The sequence below is a fragment of the Pseudomonas sp. AN3A02 genome, from assembly GCF_011765255.1.
Taxonomy (GTDB): domain Bacteria; phylum Pseudomonadota; class Gammaproteobacteria; order Pseudomonadales; family Pseudomonadaceae; genus Aquipseudomonas.
Genome location: NZ_JAARNI010000004.1, coordinates 214933 through 237897 on the forward strand (window position 1 = coordinate 214933; position 22965 = coordinate 237897).

At 61.6% G+C, this 22965-nt stretch carries 15 protein-coding genes and 5 pseudogenes; 11 read left to right on the forward strand and 9 right to left on the reverse strand.

What is annotated here, in order from left to right; translation table 11 throughout:
- The first annotated feature begins 21 nt into the window (after window positions 1-21).
- From araD1 to araH, 6 genes are all read left to right on the forward strand, one after another.
- A complete protein-coding gene (gene araD1, locus HBJ59_RS18050; protein WP_167664313.1) occupies window positions 22-1014 on the forward strand; it encodes an AraD1 family protein in 993 nt (330 codons plus the stop codon).
- A gap of 11 nt (window positions 1015-1025) precedes the next feature.
- Entirely contained in the window at window positions 1026-2606 is a 1581-nt protein-coding gene (locus HBJ59_RS18055) for an aldehyde dehydrogenase (NADP(+)) (RefSeq protein WP_167664314.1), read from the forward strand.
- Window positions 2607-2645: 39 nt separating this feature from the next.
- A complete protein-coding gene (locus HBJ59_RS18060; RefSeq protein WP_076013466.1) occupies window positions 2646-3521 on the forward strand; it encodes an SMP-30/gluconolactonase/LRE family protein in 876 nt (291 codons plus the stop codon).
- 56 nt (window positions 3522-3577) lie between these two features.
- Window positions 3578-4582, forward strand: coding sequence for a substrate-binding domain-containing protein (locus tag HBJ59_RS18065; protein ID WP_076013465.1), 1005 nt, complete (start codon window positions 3578-3580; stop codon window positions 4580-4582).
- Between the two features lie 64 nt (window positions 4583-4646).
- The gene (gene araG, locus HBJ59_RS18070) at window positions 4647-6188 is read left to right on the forward strand and encodes an L-arabinose ABC transporter ATP-binding protein AraG (protein ID WP_167664315.1); all 1542 of its coding nucleotides are present in this window, start codon (window positions 4647-4649) and stop codon (window positions 6186-6188) included.
- A gap of 10 nt (window positions 6189-6198) precedes the next feature.
- Entirely contained in the window at window positions 6199-7167 is a 969-nt protein-coding gene (gene araH / locus HBJ59_RS18075; protein WP_076013463.1) for an L-arabinose ABC transporter permease AraH, read from the forward strand.
- Window positions 7168-7220: 53 nt separating this feature from the next.
- Here the strand turns inward: araH and HBJ59_RS18080 are convergent, their stop codons facing one another.
- Entirely contained in the window at window positions 7221-8369 is a 1149-nt protein-coding gene (locus HBJ59_RS18080) for an aldose epimerase family protein (RefSeq protein WP_167664316.1), read from the reverse strand.
- Window positions 8370-8508: 139 nt separating this feature from the next.
- Here HBJ59_RS18080 and HBJ59_RS18085 point away from each other — a divergent pair, with 139 nt between their 5' ends.
- Window positions 8509-9291 (forward strand): SDR family NAD(P)-dependent oxidoreductase, encoded by a 783-nt coding sequence (locus HBJ59_RS18085; RefSeq protein WP_167664317.1) that lies wholly within the window; start codon window positions 8509-8511, stop codon window positions 9289-9291.
- 121 nt (window positions 9292-9412) lie between these two features.
- Window positions 9413-11479, forward strand: a complete 2067-nt coding sequence (treS, locus tag HBJ59_RS18090) for a maltose alpha-D-glucosyltransferase (RefSeq protein ID WP_076013460.1) — start codon at window positions 9413-9415, stop codon at window positions 11477-11479.
- A 100-nt stretch (window positions 11480-11579) separates the two neighbouring features.
- On the opposite strand, the pseudogene HBJ59_RS18095 reads toward treS, so the two are convergent.
- The 8 genes and pseudogenes from HBJ59_RS18095 to HBJ59_RS18120 all read right to left on the reverse strand — a co-directional run.
- Window positions 11580-11747 (reverse strand): annotated as a pseudogene (locus HBJ59_RS18095) (efflux RND transporter permease subunit); the annotation flags it as partial.
- A gap of 5 nt (window positions 11748-11752) precedes the next feature.
- Window positions 11753-11842 (reverse strand): annotated as a pseudogene (locus tag HBJ59_RS32055) (outer membrane lipoprotein carrier protein LolA); the annotation flags it as partial.
- 8 nt (window positions 11843-11850) lie between these two features.
- A pseudogene (locus HBJ59_RS18100) lies at window positions 11851-12018 on the reverse strand (efflux RND transporter permease subunit); the annotation flags it as partial.
- A gap of 5 nt (window positions 12019-12023) precedes the next feature.
- Window positions 12024-12113 (reverse strand): annotated as a pseudogene (locus tag HBJ59_RS32060) (outer membrane lipoprotein carrier protein LolA); the annotation flags it as partial.
- Window positions 12114-12121: 8 nt separating this feature from the next.
- Window positions 12122-12289 (reverse strand): annotated as a pseudogene (locus HBJ59_RS18105) (efflux RND transporter permease subunit); the annotation flags it as partial.
- 103 nt (window positions 12290-12392) lie between these two features.
- Window positions 12393-15440 carry an efflux RND transporter permease subunit gene (locus tag HBJ59_RS18110; protein ID WP_167664319.1) on the reverse strand — a complete coding sequence of 1016 codons (3048 nt, stop codon included), beginning with the start codon at window positions 15438-15440 and terminating at the stop codon, window positions 12393-12395.
- A 9-nt stretch (window positions 15441-15449) separates the two neighbouring features.
- On the reverse strand, window positions 15450-16637 hold the full coding sequence (locus tag HBJ59_RS18115; protein WP_083676617.1) for an efflux RND transporter periplasmic adaptor subunit: 1188 nt from the start codon (window positions 16635-16637) through the stop codon (window positions 15450-15452).
- A gap of 29 nt (window positions 16638-16666) precedes the next feature.
- Window positions 16667-18292, reverse strand: coding sequence for an efflux transporter outer membrane subunit (locus HBJ59_RS18120; protein WP_256670845.1), 1626 nt, complete (start codon window positions 18290-18292; stop codon window positions 16667-16669).
- A 319-nt stretch (window positions 18293-18611) separates the two neighbouring features.
- Between HBJ59_RS18120 and HBJ59_RS18125 the strand changes: the two genes are divergently transcribed.
- The 3 genes from HBJ59_RS18125 (at window position 18612) to HBJ59_RS18135 (ending at window position 22963) form a co-directional block, all read left to right on the forward strand.
- Window positions 18612-19565, forward strand: a complete 954-nt coding sequence (locus tag HBJ59_RS18125; RefSeq protein ID WP_167664320.1) for an ABC transporter substrate-binding protein — start codon at window positions 18612-18614, stop codon at window positions 19563-19565.
- A gap of 23 nt (window positions 19566-19588) precedes the next feature.
- The gene (locus HBJ59_RS18130; protein ID WP_167664321.1) at window positions 19589-20920 is read left to right on the forward strand and encodes an LLM class flavin-dependent oxidoreductase; all 1332 of its coding nucleotides are present in this window, start codon (window positions 19589-19591) and stop codon (window positions 20918-20920) included.
- A 96-nt stretch (window positions 20921-21016) separates the two neighbouring features.
- Window positions 21017-22963, forward strand: coding sequence for a PAS domain-containing sensor histidine kinase (locus HBJ59_RS18135; RefSeq protein ID WP_167664322.1), 1947 nt, complete (start codon window positions 21017-21019; stop codon window positions 22961-22963).
- Window positions 22964-22965: the final 2 nt, after the last annotated feature.

Here is a 22965-nt window from a genome sequence, read left to right on the forward strand (position 1 = left end):
TTGGCAATCAGGAGAAGACTCATGGGTTTAGTGCAGTTTGAATTGAGCAACGGCGAACGCCGGGTAGGCGTGGTCGAGGGTGGGCAGGTGCGCGAAGTGCAATCGGCACGCACGGTGCGCGACCTGGCACTCGCCGCCATCGAGGCCGGTGTCACCTTGCAACAGCAAATAGAGCATCTGGGCCTCGCCGCCAGCCACGACTACGCCGAACTGCTGGCCGGGCAAAGGATCCTGCCCCCGCTGGATCACCCCGACCCGGCGCACACGCTGGTCAGCGGTACCGGCCTGACCCACCTGGGCAGCGCGTCGGCGCGGGACAAGATGCACCAGCAAGCCGGTGACGAGAGCACGATGACCGACACCATGCGCATCTTCAAATGGGGCGTGGAGGGCGGCAAACCCGCCTCTGGCCAAGCCGGTGTGCAGCCCGAGTGGTTCTACAAGGGCGACGGCAGCATCGTGGTGCGCCCGGGTCAGCCGTTCCCGTGGCCGGCGTTCGCCGAAGACGCCGGCGAAGAGCCGGAAATCGCCGGGCTGTATGTAATTGGACACGACGGCAAGCCGTATCGGCTGGGCTACGCGGTGGGCAATGAGTTTTCCGATCACGTGATGGAGCGCAAGAATTACCTGTACCTGGCCCACTCCAAACTGCGCAGTTGCAGCTACGGCCCCGAGTTGCGTCTGGGCGAACTGCCCAAGCACCTGGCGGGCACCAGCCGCATCCTGCGCAACGGCGAGGTGCTGTGGCAGAACGAATTCCTCAGTGGCGAAGCCAACATGTGCCACAGCCTCGAAAACCTTGAATATCACCATTTCAAATACAGCCAGTTCCTGCGGCCCGGGGATGTGCATATCCATTTCTTCGGCACCGCAACCCTGTCGTTTGCCGACGGCATTCGTACCCAGCCAGGCGATGTGTTCGAAATCAGCCAGGCCGAATTCGGCGCGCCCTTGATCAACGGCATTACCAAGGTCGAAGGGGTCGTTGCACCCGGCGGCGTAGGCACTCTTTAAAGGAGACAGGCATGACCCGGATTTACGGCCACAACTACATCGGCGGCCAGCGCAGCGCCACCGGCAGCGTCACGCTGCAAAGCGTCGACGCCACTACCGGCGAAGCGTTGCCCTATGATTTCTACCAGGCGACGGCGCAGGAAGTCGATGCGGCAGCCAACGCCGCGGCGGCGGCTTACCCGGCCTATCGCAGCCTTAGCGCGCAGCATCGCGCGTCGTTCCTGGAGGCGATAGCCGATGAACTGGACGTCCTTGGCGATGACTTCGTCGCCTTGGTCTGCCGCGAAACGGCGTTGCCCGCCGGGCGTATCCAGGGCGAGCGCGGCCGTACCAGCGGCCAGATGCGGTTGTTCGCCAAGGTGCTGCGGCGCGGTGATTTCTACGGTGCGCGGATCGATCAGGCGCTGCCGGATCGCCAGCCTTTGCCGCGCCCGGATTTGCGCCAGTACCGCATCGGTCTCGGGCCGGTCGCGGTGTTTGGGGCGAGTAATTTCCCCTTGGCCTTTTCCACTGCCGGTGGCGACACCGCCGCCGCGCTGGCGGCCGGCTGCCCGGTGGTGTTCAAGGCCCACAGCGGCCACATGGCCACTGCCGAGCGGGTCGCCGATGCGATCATGCGGGCGGCGCAGAGCACCGGGATGCCCGACGGCGTGTTCAATATGATCTTCGGTGGCGGTGTGGGTGAAGCACTGGTCAAGCACCCGGCAATCCGGGCCGTGGGTTTCACCGGCTCGCTCAAGGGTGGCCGGGCCCTGTGTGATATGGCGGCGGCACGTCCGCAACCGATCCCGGTGTTCGCCGAGATGTCCAGCATCAACCCGGTCATCCTGTTGCCCCAGGCGCTGCAAGCCCGGGCAGACAGCATCGCCCGCGACCTGGTCGCCTCGGTGGTGCAAGGGTGTGGCCAGTTCTGCACGAACCCGGGCCTGGTGATCGGGATTGCATCGCCACCGTTCAGCGCATTCATCCAACAGGTCGCCCAACTGATCGGCGACCAGCCGGCGCAAACCATGCTCAATGCCGGCACCTTGAGCAGCTACGGCAAAGGCCTGCATACGCTGCTGGCCCATTCTGGCATCGAGCACCTGGCGGGCCAGGCGCAGACCGGCAATCAGGCGCAGCCACAACTGTTCAAAGCGGATGCCAGCCTGCTGATCAACGGCGATGAAGTGCTGCAAGAAGAAGTGTTCGGCCCCACCACAGTGTTCGTGGAAGTCGCCGACCAGGCGCAACTGAGTGCCGCGTTGCACGGCCTGCACGGCCAACTGACGGCGACGATCATTGGCGAGCCGGCGGATTTCACCCAGTTCGGCGAGTTGACGCCGCTGCTGGAACAAAAGGTCGGGCGCATCCTGCTCAACGGCTATCCCACAGGCGTCGAGGTGTGTGACGCGATGGTCCACGGCGGGCCTTATCCGGCGACTTCCGATGCTCGCGGCACCTCGGTGGGCACCCTGGCGATCGAGCGCTTCCTGCGACCTGTGTGCTTTCAGAATTACCCTGATAGCCTGCTCCCCGACGCGCTGAAGAATGCCAACCCGTTGCGCATTCAGCGTCTGGTAGATGGGCAGCCGTCGCGCGACGCGCTGTAACCCGTACCACCTGAAAACAACAAGAAAGCAGGAGGTTTCATGTCGTGGAATGCCGTCACACCGCACCGCGCTCGGCTGGGCGAAGGCCCGTTCTGGGACGAGCAGGGCCAGGCGCTGTATTGGGTGGATATCATCGGCCAGCAGGCGTTACGCCTGAAAGACGGGCAACTGCACACCTGGCAACTGCCTGAGCCCGTCTCGGCATTTATCCCGTGTGCCAGCGGTGATGCGCTGGTAACCCTGAGCAGTGGCGTGTATCGCCTCGACCTCGATTCGGCGCCGAGCGATCCCCGCCTGACCTTGCTCTGCGTCGCCGACCCGCAACCGGGCAACCGTGCCAACGAAGCCCGTTGCGATGCCCAGGGCCGGCTGTGGCTGGGCACCATGCAGAACAACATCGGCGAGAACGGTGAAGATTTGCCGGTGCTGCGGCGTTCCGGCGGCCTGTTCCGGGTCGATGCCGACGGGCAGGTCACGCCGTTGCTGCAAGGCCTGGGCATCCCCAACACCTTGCTCTGGAACGACGCCGCCACCCACGTGCATTTCGGCGACAGCCTGGACGGCACGTTGTATCGGCACGCGATCACCGACGATGGTCAGCTTGAACCCGCGCACGTCTGGTTCGGGCCTCACGCTCGTGGTGGCCCGGACGGCTCGGCCATGGACGCCGAAGGCTATATCTGGAATGCCCGCTGGGACGGCGGTTGCCTGCTGCGGCTGACGCCGGGCGGCGAAGTCGACCGGGTGATCGAGTTGCCGGTCAGCCGTCCCACCAGTTGCGTGTTCGCAGGCCCCGACCTCAAGACCTTGTACATCACCAGTGCCGCCAGCCCGCTGAATCACCCGCTGGACGGCGCGGTGCTGGCGATCGAGGTCGATGTGCCGGGGAAAACCTGTCACCGCTTTGCGGGATAACCCACTGGCTTTACCGCTGTTTAACGCATTCAAAAACAACAACAAGGAGTCACCCTATGAATCGTCGTCGTGGTATCCGTTCCCTGTGCTGCGCCGCTGTGGCGGTGTCGGCCGTCAGCCTGAGCAGCCTGTTACTGGCAGCAGAGCCAGTAAAAATCGGCTTTCTGGTCAAGCAGGCCGAAGAGCCCTGGTTCCAGACCGAATGGGCCTTCGCCGAAAAAGCCGGCAAGGACAAGGGCTTTGAAGTGATCAAGATCGCCGTGCCCGACGGCGAGAAAACCCTCTCGGCTATCGACAGCCTGGCGGCCAACGGCGCCAAGGGCTTTGTGATTTGCCCGCCGGACGTGTCACTGGGCCCGGCCATCATGGCCAAGGCCAAAGCCAATGGCTTGAAAGTGATCGCCGTGGATGACCGCTTTGTGGATGCCAAGGGCAACTTCATGGAGGACGTGCCTTACCTGGGCATGGCCGCCTTCGAAGTGGGCGAGAAGCAGGGCAGTGCCATGGCCACTGAAGCGAAAAAGCGCGGTTGGGACTGGAAAGACACCTACGCGGTGATCAACACCTACAACGAACTCGACACCGGCAAAAAACGCACCGACGGCTCGGTCAAATCCCTGAAGGCTGCGGGTATTCCGGACGACCACATTCTGTTCGCCGCCCTCAAGACCCTCGACGTACCCGGCAGCATGGACGCCACCAACTCGGCACTGGTGAAACTGCCCAGCGGCGCGAAAAACCTGATCATCGGCGGCATGAACGACAACACCGTGCTCGGCGGCGTGCGCGCCACCGAAAGCGCCGGCTTTGCCGCCGCTAACGTCATCGGTATCGGCATCAACGGCACCGACGCCATCGGCGAGCTGAAGAAAGCCAACAGCGGCTTCTTCGGCTCCATGCTGCCCAGCCCGCACATCGAGGGTTACAACACTGCGAGCATGATGTTCGAGTGGGTCACCACCGGCAAGGAACCACCGAAGTACACAGCGATGGACGAGGTGACGCTGATCACCCGCGAGAACTTCAAGCAGGAGCTGGAAAAGATCGGTCTGTGGAACTGAAGACCGCTGACGTTCCCCGGCGGCCCTGCTGACAGGGCTGCCTGACCTGTGTGACGAGGTGGTTATGCACGCGCAACAGAAACACCCCCACAGCACCGGTGCCAGCCTGTGCTTCAACGATATCGGCAAGACGTTTCCCGGGGTCAAGGCGCTGGATGGCATCAGCTTCAGCGCCCACCCGGGGCAGGTTCACGCCTTGATGGGCGAGAACGGCGCCGGTAAATCCACGCTGCTGAAAATCCTCGGTGGCGCCTATGTGCCAAGCAGCGGCAGCGTGCAGATCGGCGCGCACACCATGGCTTTCAAATGCGCGGCCGACAGCATCGCCAGCGGCGTCGCGGTGATCCACCAGGAGTTGCACCTGGTGCCGGAAATGAGCGTGGCCGAAAACCTGTTCCTCGGGCACCTGCCGGCCAGCTTTGGTTTGATCAATCGCAGCGCGTTGCGCCAGCAGGCATTGGCGTGCCTCAAGGGCCTGGCGGATGAAATCGACCCCCAGGAGAAAGTCGGCCGCCTGTCCCTGGGCCAGCGCCAGTTGGTGGAAATCGCCAAGGCGCTGTCCCGTGGCGCCCATGTGATTGCGTTCGACGAACCCACCAGCAGCCTGTCAGCACGGGAGATCGACCGCCTGATGGCAATCATCGGTCGCCTGCGGGACGAGGGAAAAGTGGTGCTGTACGTGTCCCATCGCATGGAAGAGGTGTTCCGCATCTGCAACGCGGTGACGGTATTCAAGGACGGCCGCTATGTGCGCACGTTCGAGGACATGAGCAGCTTGACCCACGATCAACTGGTGACCTGCATGGTCGGTCGCGACATTCAGGACATCTACGATTACCGGCCCCGCGAGCGGGGTGCGGTGGCGCTCAAGGTCAACGGCTTGCTGGGCCCCGGCTTGCGTGAACCGGTGAGTTTCGAGGCCCACCAGGGCGAGATTCTCGGCCTGTTCGGGTTGGTGGGCGCCGGGCGTACCGAGTTGCTGCGGATCCTGGGAGGCCTTGAGCGCAACAGTGCCGGCAGCCTCGATTTGTGCGGCGATGCGCTGCGCCTGCGTTCACCCCGTGACGCCATCGACGCCGGTATTTTGCTGTGCCCCGAGGACCGCAAGAAGGAGGGCATCGTGCCGCTGTCCAGCGTCGCCGAGAACATCAACATCAGCGCGCGCAGTGCCCATTCGCGCTTTGGCTGGTTGTTGCGCAGTGGTTGGGAGAAAGACAACGCTGCCACGCAGATCAAGGCGCTGAAGGTCAAGACGCCCACGGCGGCGCAGAAGATCATGTACCTGTCCGGCGGCAATCAGCAAAAGGCGATTCTCGGGCGGTGGCTGTCGATGCCGATGAAAGTCCTGCTGCTGGACGAGCCCACCCGGGGCATCGATATCGGCGCCAAGGCCGAGATTTACCAGATCATCCATGACCTGGCGGCTCGCGGCATTGCGGTGATTGTGGTGTCCAGCGACCTGATGGAGGTGATGGGCATTTCCGATCGCATCCTGGTGCTGTGTGAAGGCGCGATGCGCGGCGAGATGAGCCGCGAACACGCCAATGAATCCAACCTGCTGCAAATGGCCCTGCCGCGCCAACGCGCCGCGAGCCAGGGGAACTGACGAGGTGACTATGACAAGCCAAAACACTGCTGTGCCCACGGCGCGCAAACCGCTGGACCTGCGCAGCCTGCTCGACAACTGGGCGATGCTGATGGCGGCGGTGGGGATCTTCGTGCTCTGCACCTTGCTGATCGACAACTTCCTGTCGCCGCTCAATATGCGCGGCCTGGGGCTGGCGATCTCCACCACCGGGATTGCCGCTTGCACCATGCTGTATTGCCTGGCGTCAGGGCATTTCGACCTGTCGGTGGGCTCGGTGATTGCCTGCGCCGGGGTCGTGGCGGCGATCGTGATGCGCGACACCGACAGCGTGTTGCTCGGCATCGGTGCCGCACTGCTGATGGGCCTGGTGGTGGGGTTGATCAACGGGATTGTGATCGCCAAGCTGCGGGTGAATGCGCTGATTACCACGCTGGCGACCATGCAGATCGTGCGTGGCCTGGCCTATATCTTTGCCAATGGCAAAGCGGTGGGCGTCTCCCAGGATGGGTTCTTCGTCTTCGGCAACGGCCAGTTGTTTGGCGTGCCGGTGCCGATCCTGATCACCATCGTGTGCTTCCTGTTTTTCGGCTGGCTGCTCAACTACACCACCTACGGGCGCAACACCATGGCCATCGGTGGCAACCCGGAAGCCGCGTTGCTGGCGGGGGTGAACGTTGATCGCACCAAGATCATCATCTTCGCCGTGCACGGGGTGATCGGCGCCTTGGCCGGCGTGATCCTTGCCTCACGCATGACTTCCGGGCAGCCGATGATTGGCCAGGGTTTCGAGTTGACGGTGATTTCTGCCTGCGTGTTGGGCGGGGTGTCGTTAAGCGGCGGGATTGGCATGATTCGCCACGTGATTGCCGGGGTGCTGATTCTGGCGATCATCGAGAACGCGATGAACCTGAAGAACATCGACACCTTCTACCAGTATGTGATCCGCGGTTCGATCCTGCTGCTGGCGGTGGTGATCGACCGCATGAAACAACGCTGATCCCTGCGCAAGCTTTGATCGTTCCCACGCAGCGTGGGAACGATCAAGCGGGTTCAGTCGGCGGAGAATTTCAGCACGGTGTTTTGGCTGTAGGTCTGCCCGGGATCGAGGCGGGTTGACGGGAAGTTCGGCTGGTTAGGGCCGTCGGGATAATGCTGGGTTTCGAGGGTGAACGCGCTCCAGTGGGCATAAGGTTTGCCGCCCTTGCCCTTGATCGAGCCGTCGAGGAAGTTGCTGGTATAGAACTGTACGCCGGGCTCACTGGTATAGAGCTGCAAGCGCCGCCCGGACTGCGGGTCACGAACGTCAGCGGCCAGTTTGCCGATGTCACCCTTGGCATCCAGCACCCAGTTGAAGTCAAAGCCGCCTTGTTTCGGTTCGGCGAATTTCAGTTGGGGGTGATCGTCCTTGATGTGCTGGCCAATGGCGGTGGGTTTGAGGAAGTCCATCGGTGTACCGGCCACCGGGGCCAGTTCGCCGGTGGGAATCAAGGTGCTGTTGACCGGGGTGTAATGGCTGGCGTGCAAGGTGGCCAGCTGTTTGAGCACGTCACCGTTACCCGCGCCGGCGAGGTTGAAGTAACTGTGGTTGGTGAGGTTCAGCACGGTGGGTTTGTCAGTGGTGGCCTTGTAGTCGATGTGCAGCTCGTTTTTGTCGTTGAGGCTATAAGTGACATCGACTTTCAGGTTGCCGGGAAAGCCCATCTCGCCGTCCTTCGACAGGTAGCTCAGGGTCACGCCCACCGAGTCCTTTTGCTTGACTGGCTGGGCTTTCCACACCTGTTTGTCGAAACCCTGCGCACCGCCATGCAGGGAGTTCGGGCCGTCGTTGAGGGGCACTTGATAGCGTTTGCCGTCCAGCTCGAAAGCGCCCTTGGCCAGGCGATTGCCAAAACGCCCGATGGTCGCGCCAAAGAACGCGGTGCCGGCCTGATAGCCCTGGACGTTGTCGAAGCCCAGCACCACATCGGCGAACTGGCCGTGTTTGTCCGGTACCTTAAGCGACTGCAACACAGCGCCGTAGGTGATCACCGTGGCTTGTACGCCATGGCTGTTGCGCAACACGTACTGCTCGACGGCGGTGCCGTCATTGGTTTTGCCGAAGGGTTTGTGTTCGCTGGACAGGCCAGCCGCCTGAGCGCCGAGGCTGGCTATCGCCAACGAGAGGCCGAGGCCGGTAAGCAGGAATCGGGATTGCCGCATGACTGAGCTACCTTTTATTGTTGTTGATTAAATAGTTCGACTATTTATTGTATTTCGATCAGATGCAGTGCTGATATATAGACAAATTCGCAAATTTTGCAATATAAAATAAGACTAAATACAGCGGAGTGACCGTCACATGAACACTGAACAACAGGCTGGCGCACAGGCGATGTACCCGGACCTGCGAGATAAAACCGTGCTGATTTCCGGCGGTGCTTCCGGGATTGGCGAATCCATGGTGCGAGCCTTCGCACGCCAGGGTGCCAAGGTTGCGTTCGTGGACCGGGCGCAAGGGCAGGGCGACCGCTTGGCGGCCATACTGTCGGCCGAGGGGCATGCCGTTGAATTCGCCCATTGCGATATCACCGACGAGATCGCTTACAAGGCCGCCATCAGGCGCCTGGCGCAAACCCTGGGGCCGATCAATGTGCTGGTGAACAATGCCGCCAATGACGTTCGGCACACCCTGGATGAAGTCGACTCAGAGACATTCGACCAACTGATCTCGGTCAACCTGAAGCACGCCTTTTTTGCCGCCCGGGCCGTGGTGCCCATGATGAAAGCCGCAGGGGGCGGGGCGATCATCAACCTGGGTTCCATTGGCTGGATGATGGCTTCCAGCGGATACCCGGTATACGCCGCCAGCAAAGCCGCCGCCCACGGCATGACCCGGGCCCTGGCGCGAGAGCTGGGCCCGAGCCGGATCAGGGTCAACACACTGGTGCCGGGCTGGGTGATGACCGAAAAACAACTGGCGATGTGGGTGGATGATGACGCCCGGGAACTGATCAGCCGCAGCCAGTGTTTGCCGGGAAGTGTGCAGCCGGAAGATATCGCCAATATGGCGCTGTTCCTGGCGTCTGATGTCTCGGCGATGTGCACCGCCCAGAACTTCATTGTGGACGGTGGGTGGGTCTAGGCCGGGAAGGGTAGCCATCTCGGATGCAACGAATCGTCACCCGGGGCCTCATACAGTAACGAACGGTGGTTCACATACAGCCACCGCAACCGACTACTTCATGGGTGCAGGTGATTGATTTATGACGGACGCCGATAAGAAACATGTGGCCTGGCTGGTAGAACAATCAATGCTGCAGGCCGCAAAGCAGCGCGCCAAACTCTACTCGGGGCAAGGCAGATTGTGGCAGCAGCCGTATGCCCATACGCGGCCCCGCGATGCTTCAGCCCTGTCGTCGGTGTGGTTCACCGCATACCCGGCGTCCATCGTCACCCGTGAAAACGGCAGCGTACTCGAAGCCCTGGGCGATGAGACGTTATGGCATGCACTGTCAAAGATCGGCATCCAGGGTATTCACAACGGCCCGTTGAAGCGCTCGGGTGGTCTTTCCGGCACCGAGCACACCCCCACGATTGACGGCAATTTTGACCGCATCAGCTTCGACATCGACCCGCAACTGGGCACCGAGGCCCAACTGCAATCCCTGGCGCGCATGGCCGCCGCGCACAACGCGGTGATCATCGACGACGTGATCCCGTCCCACACCGGCAAAGGCGCGGACTTCCGCCTGGCCGAGATGGCTTACGAAGACTACCCCGGGCTCTACCACATGGTGGAAATCCGCGAGGAAGACTGGCCATTGCTGCCCGAGATTGCCGAGGGGCGTGATGCACAGAACCTCAGCCCGCAGCAGGTCGACGTGCTGAGGGACAAGCACTACATCGTCGGCCAGTTGCAACGGGTGATCTTCTTCGAGCCCGGAGTCAAGGAAACCGACTGGAGCGCGACCGATGTGGTGATCGGCGTGGATGGCAAACCCCGGCGCTGGGTATACCTGCATTACTTCAAGGAAGGCCAACCGTCACTGAACTGGCTGGACCCAACCTTCGCCGCGCAGCAGATGATCATCGGCGACGCCCTGCACGCCATCGACGTGATGGGCGCGAAGATCCTGCGCCTGGACGCCAACGGCTTCCTCGGCGTGGAGCGAAAACTCGAAGGTAACGCCTGGTCTGAAAGCCACCCGCTGTCCATCACCGGCAACCAGATATTAGGCGGGGCGATTCGCAAGGCGGGCGGTTTCAGCTTCCAGGAACTGAACCTGACGGTGGACGACATCGCCGCCATGTCCCACGGCGGCGCCGACCTGTCCTACGACTTCATCACCCGGCCGGCGTACCAGCACGCGTTATTGATGGGCGACACCGAATTCCTGCGCCTGATGCTGCGGGAGATGCACACCCTGGGCATCGACCCCGGCTCGCTGATCCATGCCTTGCAGAACCATGACGAACTGACCCTGGAACTGGTGCACTTCTGGACCCTGCACGCCCATGACAACTACCTGTATCAGGGCCAGACCTTTCCCGGCGGCATCCTGCGCGAGCACATCCGCGAACAGATGTACGAACGCCTCGCCGGCGAACACGCACCCTATAACCTGAAATTCGTGACCAACGGCGTGTCGTGCACCACCGCCAGCATCATCACGGCGGCGTTGGGCATTCGCGACCTTGAAGCGATTACCCCGGCGGATATCCAACAGATCCGCCAGATTCACCTGCTGCTGGTGATGTACAACGCGATGCAACCTGGGGTGTTTGCACTGTCCGGCTGGGACCTGGTAGGCGCACTGCCTTTGCCGGCGGAAGAGGTGGCCCACTTGATGCTCGATGGCGACACACGCTGGATCCATCGCGGCGCCTATGACCTGGTGGACCTGAACCCCGACGCGGAGCAATCCGCCGGGCAGATGCCGCGTCCGAAAACCTTGTACGGCAGCCTGATCACCCAACTGGCCGACCCGGATTCGTTTGCCTCGCAACTGCAAAGAATCCTCGCGGTGCGCCGTGCCTACGACATCGCCGCCAGCCGCCAGATCCTGGTGCCGGATGTGCAGCACCCGGGGCTGCTGATCATGGTGCACGAACTGCCGGCGGGCAAAGGCACCCAGATCACCGCGCTGAACTTCGGCTCCACGCCCATCACGGAAACCCTGCACCTGCCCAATATCGCGCCGGGGCCGGTGGTGGACATCATCAATGAGCGGGTGGAAGGCGACCTGACGCCCGAGGGCGATTTCACCATCACCCTGGATGCGTATGAAGGCTTGGCGCTGCGGGTAGTGAGTAGCTCGCCGATGATCTGATCCACTGTAGGAGCGAGCTTGCTCGCGAAGAACCTGAGGGCGCCGCGTTCATTCTGAATGCCCGTGTCATCGTTAACGTCCTTCGCGAGCAAGCTCGCTCCTACACGGGAACCGGCTGCTGCGCCTCCTGATGGTGCGTAGAACCTATGAACATATACATCGCCGGCACCATGAACAGCGTCAGCACGGTACCAATCGACAACCCGGCAAAGATCACCAGGCCCATATCATGCCGCCCCGCAGCCCCGGCGCCGGAAGCCCACACCAGCGACCCACTGTAGGAGCGAGCTTGCTCGCGAAGAACCTGAGGGCGCCGCGTTCATTCTGAATGCCCGCGTCATCGTTAACGTCCTTCGCGAGCAAGCTCGCTCCTACACGGGAACCGGTTGCTGCGCCTCCTGATGGTGCGTGGAGCCAATGAACATATACATCGCCGGCACCATGAACAGCGTCAGCACGGTACCAATCGACAACCCGGCAAAGATCACCAGGCCCATATCATGCCGGCCCGCAGCCCCGGCGCCGGAAGCCCACACCAGCGACCCACTGTAGGAGCGAGCTTGCTCGCGAAGAACCTGAGGGCGCCGCGTTCATTCTGAATGCCCGCGTCATCGTTAACGTCCTTCGCGAGCAAGCTCGCTCCTACACGGGAACCGGCTGCTCTGCCTCCTGATGGTGCGTAGAACCAATAAACATATACATCGCCGGCACCATGAATAGCGTCAGCACGGTACCGATCGACAACCCGGCAAAAATCACCAGGCCCATATCATGCCGTCCCGCAGCCCCGGCGCCGGAAGCCCACACCAGCGACCCACTGTAGGAGCGAGCTTGCTCGCGAAGAACCTGAGGGCGCCGCGTTCATTCTGAATGCCCGTGTCATCGTTAACGTCCTTCGCGAGCAAGCTCGCTCCTACACGGGAACCGGCTGCTGCGCCTCCTGATGGTGCGTAGAGCCTATAAACATATACATCGCCGGCACCATGAATAGCGTCAGCACGGTGCCGATCGACAACCCGGCAAAGATCACCAGGCCCATGTCATGCCGTCCCGCAGCCCCGGCGCCGGAAGCCCACACCAGCGGCACCACGCCCAGCACCATCGCCGCCGTGGTCATCAGGATCGGCCGCAGGCGCACGCCGGCCGCTTCTTCTATCGCCTCACGCTTGCTGTGACCGGCGCGCTGCAACTCGTTGGCAAACTGCACGATCAGAATCCCGTGCTTGGTGATCAACCCCAGGAGCGTCACCAGCCCCACCTGTGTGTACACGTTGATCGAGGCGAACCCCATGGTGATAAACGCCAGCGCGCCGAAGAGTGCAGGAGGCACCGAGAACAGGATCACCACCGGGTCGCGGAAGCTCTCGAACTGGAACGCCAGGGCCAGGTAGACGATCAGGATCGAGAACATCAGCAAGCCGAAGAACCCGCCGGACTCCTGCATGAACTGACGCGATTCACCGGAGAAGTCCGAGGTGTAGCCCGACGGCGCAATGTTGGTCAGGATGGTGTTCAGTTTCGCCAGCAGTTCGCCCTGGGCCACGCCGCTGACGCCCGACAGGGTCGCCGAGTTAAGTTGCTGGAAGTGGTTGATCGACTCCGGCTGGGTGGTGGTTTCGATATGCGCCACGGTTCGCGCCTGGATCATCGCACCTGCGGGCGTACGGATGTAGTAATCAAGAATCTGGTCCGGGTTGAGGCGGTCAACCTGCAACACCTGGGGAATGACTTTGTACGAACGCCCGGCAGTGGAGAAGTAGTTCACGTAGTTGCCGCCCAAAGCGGCGGACAACGCCGCACCGACGTCGGCCTGGGTCATGCCCAGTGCGGCAATTTTTTCCCGGTCCACCACCAGCTTGGCTTGTGGCTTGTCGAGCTTCAGGTCCATGTCGGAGAAATAGAACAGTTGTTGTTTCTGGGCCTCGGCCACCACGGCCTGGGCGACCTCATTGAGGTTTTCCACCGAGTCGGTGGTGGTGATCACAAATTGCACTGGCAACCCTTGGGCGCCCGGCAGTGACGGCAACGGGAAGGCCGCGATGGTCGCACCTGGCACCTGGTTCCATTTTTGCTGAAGATCCAGAATCAATTGGGCCTGGGAGCGTGTGCGGTCGCCCCAGTTTTTGAGCAGCACGCCGCCCAGGCCCTGGTTGAGAATGGGCAGCCCGGTCAGCTGGAACATCTGCGCGTATTCCGGCTCTTTGTTGGCGACCTGGAAGGCCTGGTCGGCAATCCGTTCCATCTGCTGCGGCGAGGCGGTCGGCGGGCCTTTGATCTGCATGAACACCAGCCCCTGGTCCTCGGTAGGCGACAGTTCGCTTTTGGCAGTCATGCCACTGGCCGCCACCAGCAGGAACAGCATAAAGCCGAACGTCACCAGCACCGGCCATACGTTCAGGCCACCTGAGAGTACGCGGTGGTAACGGCCTCGCAACCAGTCAAAGTACTGATCGAGCTTGCGGGCGAAACGACCTTCTTCCTGCCCGGTCTTGAACAGCCGGGAAGTCATCATCGGCGAGAGCGTCAACGCCACCACGGCCGACACGGTCACGGCACCCGCCAGCGAGAAGCAGAACTCCTTGAACAGTGCGCCGGTAAGGCCGCTGCGCAGCCCGATGGGCACGTACGCGGCAATCAACACCACCGTCATCGCGAGGATCGGCCCACCCAGTTCCCGCGCTGCAACCAGCGAAGCCTCCAGCACACCTTTGCCTTCTTCCTTGATATGCCGGTCGACGTTTTCCACCACGATAATCGCGTCGTCCACCACCAGGCCGATGGCCAACACCAGGGCGAGCAGGGTCAGCAGGTTAATCGAGTACCCCAGCAGGTACATGATGAAAAAGGTCCCTACCAACGACAGCGGGATCGCCACCAACGGCACGATTACCGCACGGAACGAGCCGAGGAACAGGTAGATCACCACCGCCACAATGATCATCGCCTCGACAAGGGTCTTCACCACCTCATAAATCGAGGTATTGATGAACTCCGTGGAGTCATACACGATTTCGCCGCGCACCCCGGTGGGCAACTGGGATTGCAGCTCGGGGAAGGCCTCGCGCACGCTGTCGGCGACCGTCAGGATGTTGGCATTGGGGGCCGTCTTGATACCGATGAACACCGAACGCTTGCCGGAAAACGCCACGCTGCTGTCATAGCTTTCGGCGCCGAGGGTGACGGTGGCCACGTCCTCCAGGTACACCAGCGCATCGCCTTTCTGCTTGACCACCAGCCGCTTGAATTCATCCACTGTGTGCAAGTCGGTCCCGGCCGTCAGGTCGACCGTCACCGTTTGCCCGCGGGTGGAACCGACCGCCGACAGGTAGTTGTTGTTGGCCAGGGCGGTGGACACGTCCTGGGCTGTCACGTTATGCGCCGCCAGTTTGGTCGGGTCCATCCAGGCGCGCAGGGCGAACTGGCGCCCGCCGAGGATTTCGGCAGTTTGCACGCCCTGGATCGAATCCAGCTTGGGCTTGACCACCCGCACCAGGTAATCGGTGATGTTATTGGTGGGCAGGGTGTCGCTGTAGAAACCCAGGTACATGGCGTCTGTGGTCTGCCCGACCGCCACTGTCAGCACCGGCTCCTGGGACTGCGCCGGCAGTTGGTTCTTGACCGAGTTGACCTGGGTATTGATCTCGGTAAGTGCCTTGCTGGCCTCGTAGTTCAGCCGCAGCGTGGCGGTAATCGTCGAGACGCCGGTGATGCTGGTTGACGACAAATAGTCGATGCCCTGGGCCTGGGCGATAGCCGATTCAAGCGGCTGGGTGATAAAGCCGGCCACCGTGGACGCGTCCGCGCCGTAGTAAGCGGTGGTGATGGTGACCACCGTATTTTCGGTGCGTGGCCATTGGTTTACCGGCAATTCGAAGATCGAGCGCAGCCCCAGGATCAGGATGAACAGCGAAACCACAATCGCCCAGACCGGCCGCTGAATAAAGGTATCGGTAAGCTTCATGGGACACCTTTAGTGTTCTTGGGGAGTCGGCGCAGGATCGTTCAGCGGCGCGGCGCTGTTATCGACCTTCACGGGCGAGCCATTCTTGAGCTTCATCTGGCCACTGGTGATCAGCAGATCGCCTTCCTTCACGCCCGACAGAATTGCCACCTGGTCGCCCCGGGTTGGCCCGGTCTTGATGAAGGTTTGTTGCGCCGTGAGGGCTTCCTCACCCTTGTCGTTCTTGGTCGATGTGGCGATGAACACCGTGGTGCCGTAAGGGTTGTAGGTGACGGATGTCTGCGGCACGGTGAGGTAGCGCTGCGTCGCACCGGAGGTGACAACGGCGCGGGCAAACATCCCGGGCACCAGGTTTTTCTTGGGGTTGTCGACGGTGGCTTCCACCGTGACGTTACGTGTGGTCGAGTCGAACTGGGTGTCGATGGTGCTGATCTTTCCGGTGAAGGTTTGATTCGACAGGCCGTCGGCCGTCACTGAAACCCCTTGGCCGATGGCAATGGCCTCCATTTGAGTCTGCGGCACCGTGAAATCGATGTAGATCGGATCAAAGGTCTGCAGCGTGGCAATCTTGTCGCCGGGGTTGAGGTATTGGCCGGGATTGACGCTGGTGATCCCAATGCGTCCGGCAAACGGTGCACGGATGGTTTTTTTCGCCACCAGCGCGCGCTGTTGTTCGGCGGCGGCGAGTTTGGCTTTCAGGTCCGCCGTGTCGGTGTCGACTTGTGCCTGGGAGATGGCGTTGACCGCCAGTTGCGCCTTGTCACGCTTGAGGACGATCACGGCCAGGTCGGCCGTGGCTTCAAGGGAGTGCAGTTGCGCGATGTCGGAGTCGGCATTCAACTGCACCAGCAGCGCCTGGGCGGCCACCTCTTGCCCCGGCGTGAAGCCGATGGTGCGCACGATGCCGCCCACTTCAGTGGTCACATCCACCCCTCGTACCGCTTTCATTGAGCCCACGGCGGTGACATTCGGTTGCCAGTCACTGAACGGCACCTTCATGGCCGTGACCACGGAGGCGGGCAAGGGCGCTTTTGACTGGGCGATCAGCGCCGAAATCTGCACAAACTTCACCCCGGCAATGATCGCCACAATCACCAGCACCACCACGATCATGATGAGCATCGGCCGCCACAGTCGACGCTTGCGCGGTGCGCCGGGCTCGGGTGGCAGGGGAGAAGCGGTAATGACATCAGCCATGGGTGTTCTCGCTGTTTCAAGAGTTCAGTTCAGTTGAACCGTGCCGAATCGGCAGGCGCTGCCTTGTTCTTGGCCGGCATGATCTCGTTCCACGACGGCAGGCCGAAGCGATCAGGCCGGCCCTTGGTCGCGGGGTCCACATCGGTTCGGTTCCACCAGCCGCCACCCAATGCCTGGAAGAGCGCAGTGGTATCGCTGTAGCGCGAAGCCTGCGCCTTGACGCGGGCCAGCACGGTGTTCTGGTAGGTTTGCTGGGCCGTGAGCAGGTTGATGTAGGCCACGGCGCCGAGCTTGAACTGCGCCTGCACCAGGTCGAGGTTGGCTTGCGCAGAGCGCTCGGCCACCACCTGCTGGTTCAGTGCATCGGCATCGGCCTCCAGCGCCCGCAGCGCGTTGGCCACGTCCTGGAATGCGCCGATCACGGTGCCACGGTAGCGGGCTGCCGACTCGTCATAGGCTGCCACGGCCGCGCGTTTACGATGCTCCAGTGCGCCGGCATCAAAGATCGGCTGGGTGATCGACCCGGCGAGGCTCCAGACACCGCTGCCGGCCGAAAATAATTTGGTCCCGCTGGCTACCGTGGAACCCACGGAACCGGTAATGCTGAACTGGGGCAACTGATTGGCCACGGCCACACCAATGTTGGCACTGGCCTGATGCAGTTGCGCCTGGGCAGAACGCACATCCGGACGCTGGCCGACGATCGCCGAAGGCAGGCTGAGGGGCAGTTCTTCCGGCAAGTGCAAGGAGGCCAGGTTGAAGCGCTCGTCCCGGTCCTGATTGGGAAACCGCCCGAGGTAGGCCATCAACTGGTTGCGGGTCTGGGCTAATTGCTTTTGCAGCGGCGGCAAGCTGGCACGGGTTTGCGCCAGTGCGGTCTGCTGCGTGAGCACATCGGTGTCGCCGATGGCCCCCAGCCGTCGCTGCGCCTGCAGGAGATCGAGTTGGCCGCTCTGGATCCGGATGATCTCCTCGGTGGCCGCGACTTGATCGCGTACAGAGGCCAGGCTAACCGCTGTATTAACCACGTTGGAAGTCAATGTGAGGTACGTCGCTTCCAGCTGGAAGCGTTCGTACTCGGCCTGGGCCGAGGTGGACTCAATTTGCCGACGGGTGCCGCCGAACACGTCCGGGGCATAGGACACACTCAGCGAGGCCGAACTCACCGTGAGAATCGGCGACTCCGGGATGCCCGAGGTGACGCCCGAGACTTTCTCGCGGGCTTTCTGCACATTGCCGCTGACGGAAGGGAACAGCGACGCCTGGTCGGCATACACCAGCTCATTGGCTTGGCGCAACGCTGCCTGGGCTGCGCTGACATCCGGGTTGGCACGCAAGGCTTCTTCCACCAGGGCATTCAGGGCCGGTGAGCGGAACAGCGTCCACCATTGCCCGGGAATATCCATCCCCGCGATCAGCCGCTGCGCTGCGCCGCCAGTGTCGATGTCGGCCTTGGCCGTGGAGGTGAGCTTCTCCCGAGAGTAATCGGCGTTCGCCGGCACATCGGGCCGCGCAAAATCCGGCCCGACGGTGCAGCCGGCGAGGGCGATGCACAGCAGACTCAGCGGAGCCAGAAGGTGTGTTTGTCGAAAAAGGGCGCGGGTGTGCGCCACTGGTTGCGGTGCCGATGCAAGCTGCCGAGGCTGCTCTTTCATAGTTACTCTGATTAGTCAGTCGGTTAACTGCTTTATTGGTTGAGCAATGAGTGCAGGTGCATCGGGCCAGGCCCGCCGAAAAAAAGCTGAAGAACTGCCGAATTCAAATCAGTGTAGGTGGTGCCGACGGGTACGCAATGTCAGTTCGCTCGGCGCCTTACAAAAAATGCGTTATGCGCATTAATATTGAATTAGGTTATGCGTTATAAGTATTTTACAGGCATGGGTTTGCACCCCATCGTAGACAGCCCTACGAACACTGCCGAGACCGTACGCGCGGATCGACTTGAAATGCCTGCGAGGGCATCTGGAGACGAACGTGCGTTACCTGAGAAAACTGGCGGCCGGGATGGCTGCTTTGCTGTGCCTGAGCGCGAACGCGCAAACCCTGGTGGTGGGTGACCAAAGCTACAACGCCCAGGCCGTGATGGAAGCGGCGGGGGTGCTTGACGATCTGCCCTATACCCTCGAATGGAAGCAATTCACCGCCGGCTCACCGGTGGCAGAAGCGCTCAACACCAACAGCCTGGACATCGGCTTGCTCGGTGATGCACCCGTGCTGTTCCTGGGCGCACTGGGTGCGCCGATCAAAGTGATTGCAGTCAGTCAGCAAAGCCTCGACGGCGTGGCCATCCTGGTGAAAAAGGATTCGTCGATCCACAGCCTTGCCGACCTGAAAGGCAAGCGCGCAGCCCTCTGGAAAGGCTCCTGGAGCCAGCAACTGCTGCTGACCGCGCTGGATAAAGCCGGCGTGCCAAAAGACTCCCTGGAGTTGCGCTACCTCAGCGCGCTGGATGCCTCCCATGCACTGGAAGGCGGTTCAGTTGACGTCATCGCCACCTGGGAACCCTACGTCACCCAACAGGAACGCCAGGGTGCACGCGTGTTGGCGACCGCTGAAGGGCTGATCCCGGCCCAGAGCTTCATCGCTGCCAGCACCCGGGCCGTTGACGGCAAACGTGCGCAAATCAGCGATTTTCTGCAGCGCCTGAAAAAAGCCCGTGACTGGACGCGCCAAAGCCCGGCCAATACCGACGCTTATGCCGACGCCTGGGCCAAACGCACCCGGGCTGATGCAGATATCGCCCGTGCCTGGTTTGCCCGGGCGCGCACGACGGTCGAACCACTGACGGCCCAATCACCTGTAGAGGCGCAAAAGACCGTGGACTTTTTCGCAAGCCAAGGCCTGGTCAAGTCGTACCCGGCAGCCAGGCTGTTCGACGATTCCTTCGCGGCATCGTTGCAGCCAGCCGTTGCCAGAACCCAGCCCTGAATGCTCCAAGGAACGCCTCAGACATGACTAAAAGACAGCTGAAACTTGGTGCCCTGACCATGGGCTGCGGCGGGCCCGGCCGCCACAATCTATGGCTCGATCCTCAACTGCCCGCCGATGCCAGCGTCAACGTCGACTGGTACATCGACATCGCGCGCCAGGCCGAGGCGGCCTTGTTCGACTTGATGTTTATCGTCGACAGCCAGTTCATCACCCCGGGCTCGCCATCCCACTACCTGAATCGGCTGGAGCCGCTGACACTGTTATCAGCATTGGCCGTAAGCACCCGGCACCTGGGCCTGGTCGGCACGCTGACCACCTCTTACAACTCGCCCTATAACGTCGCGCGACGCCTGGCCTCACTCGACCTGATCAGCAAAGGCCGCGCCGGCTGGAACGTGGTCACCAGTGGCGACGCCGGTACCGCCGGCAACTACAGCCGCGACGAGCATTATGACTACGACACCCGCTATGGCCGGGCAGCCGAACACGTCCAGGTGGTGCAGGGGCTGTGGAACTCCTATGAGGAAGAGGCCTTCGTGCGTGACCGGGCCACCGGCCAATTTCTCGACCCGAGCAAACTCCACAGCCTGAATCACAAGGGCGAGCACTTTTCGGTGGTCGGACCGCTGAATATCCAGCGCTCACCCCAAGGCCAACCGTTGATCTTCCAGGCCGGCGATTCGGAGCAAGGCCGTGACCTGGGCGCCGCCACCGCCGATGTGATCTTCACCCACGCGGCCAGCATCGAGCAGGGCCAGGCGTTCTACCGGGATATCAAGGGCAGGGCGCTGCAACATGGCCGTGATCCGGAGCAATTGCTGGTGATGCCCGGCGCCGAGATTTATGTGGGCGACACTGATGAGCATGCCCGTGAAATCGAGCAGCACTACCACCAGGCCGACCACAGTTTTGAACTGGCGTTGAAGGAGTTCGGGCGCAATTTCGGCTGGCATGATTTCAGCCAGTACGACCTGGACGCTCCGTTTCCGCAGGAAAGCCTGGAGGCTGCACGCAGCAGCTTCTTCACGGCGGCCAAGCGCATTGCTGACCAGGCACGGGACAAAGGCTTTACGTTGCGCCAGGCGGTGGAGTTTGGGCGCCAGTTGCGCCCGGGGGCGTTTGTCGGGTCGGCGGAGACCGTAGCGGGGAAAATGGCTGACTGGTTTGAAGCCCGCGCGGTGGATGGTTTTAACATCTACATCGGCCATCCGCAGCAGTTCAACCGATTCACCCAGGAGGTCATTCCGTTGTTGCAGGCGCGTGGCGTGTATCGCACGGCGTATGAAGGTACGACGTTGCGGGAAAGCCTGGGGTTGCAGATTCCGCGCTTTGCTCGCAACGGCGGTGTTTGACTCAAAAAGGGCGTTCAGATGAATAAACTGGTTGGCAGCGGATTTTTTTAGACATACTGAGGGTTCAAGCCACTCATTTGTCCCGAGACTTTCCTGATGCCATCCCAACCCGCACAAGGGTCGTTCAATCAGGACGACCGCTATCGACTGCTCGTCGACGCAGTGGTCGACTACGCCATTTACATGCTGGATACGAACGGGTTGATTCGTAGCTGGAACTCGGGGGCGAAGAAGATCAAGCAGTACGAACAGAGTGAAGTACTGGGCAGGCATTTTTCGCTGTTTTACACCCCGGAAGATCTGGCCTCGGACTTGCCCGGCCGAGCGCTCAAAAGCGCCGAACAGTCAGGCCGCTTCGAGGGCGAAGGCTGGCGCATCAGGAAAGACGGCACGCGCCTCTGGGCGCTGGTGATTATCGACCCGATACGCGCCGACGATGGCACGCTGATTGGCTTCGCCAAAGTCACACGGGACCTGACCGAGCGCAAGGCTGCGGAGGAGGCCCTGCGTCAGAGCGAGCAGCAATTCAGCCTGCTGGTACAAGGCGTCACCGACTACGCGCTCTATATGCTCGATCCCAACGGCGTGATCACCACCTGGAACGCCGGTGCCCAGCGCATCAAGGGATATGAGCCGGCAGAAGTCATCGGCAAACACTACTCCCTGTTTTTCCAGCCTGAGGACGTCGACAACAATGTCCCGCAACGCGCCCTTGAAACGGTTATCCGGGAAGGTCGGTATGAAGGGCAGGGAAGGCGCCTGCGCAAAGACGGTACGGGGTTCCTGGCGCATGTCGTTATCGACCCGATAAAGAATGAGCAGGGCGAGCTCGTGGGTTTCGCGAAAATCACCCGGGACGTTACCGAGAGCGTTCAGGCTCAACAGGAGATCAAGGAAACCCGGGAGGCGTTATTCCAGGCCCAGAAAATGGAGTCTCTGGGGCAGCTCACCGGCGGTATCGCCCATGATTTCAACAACCTCCTCATGGTGATTCTTGGGAGCCTCGAACTCGCCAAGAAGCGGGTTCCACAGGACTCCAGAACCTACTCATTACTGAATAATGCCATCGCCGGCGCCCAGCGCGGTGCGACGCTGACACAGCGGATGCTGGCCTTTGCCCGTCGCCAGGAGCTTGATCCGCAACCAGTGAATGTGGGTGACCTGATCAGAAACATGTCAGACCTGCTATCCCGCATGTTGGGCGCAGGCATCAGCGTCGACACACAGTTCCCACTGATCCTGCGGCCGGTACTGGTCGACATGAGCCAACTGGAAATGGCAGTGATGAACCTGGTAATCAACGCCCGGGACGCCATGGAAGGCCGGGGCAGGATTCTGATTTCGGCGAGGGAGGATACGTATCCCGGCAGGCCGAATGACTCGGAAAGGCTGATTTGCATCGCTGTCACCGACACCGGGCCCGGGATGGATGACGCGACCTTGCAACGGGCCATGGAGCCGTTCTTCACCACCAAGGGCGCAGGAAAAGGCACGGGGCTTGGTCTTTCGATGGTCCATGGCCTGGCAGCCCAGTCACAGGGCCACTTTGTGCTGAAAAGCAAGGAAAGAGAGGGCACAACCGCAGAACTCTGGTTACCGGTGGCGCTGATGGATACCACACAGTTTGCGGCGCAGGCATCAACTGCAAACACGCCCGATGCCCCGCATCAGCAAAGCCTCGAGATTCTGCTGGTAGACGACGACCCGCTGGTGCTGATCAGCACGGGGGCCATGCTTGAAGACCTGGGCCATCATGTTGTGGCGGCGGCAGATGGGCAGGCTGCGTTGGCGTTCCTGGCGCAAGGCGCGCGCTTTGACTTGGTCATTACGGACATGGCGATGCCGGATATGACGGGGATTGAGTTGGCTGGCAACATCGAGACGCTGTACCCCGAGCTTCCCCTCATTCTTTCGTCTGGATTTGCAGAGATATCCCTGGACCTCAAAACCACATTGACGCGCTTGCCCAAGCCGTTTGATCAATCGGCATTGGCGAAAGTGATCGCCGAAACCATGCGCACCCGGATCGAAAAGCCGTGTTGAAC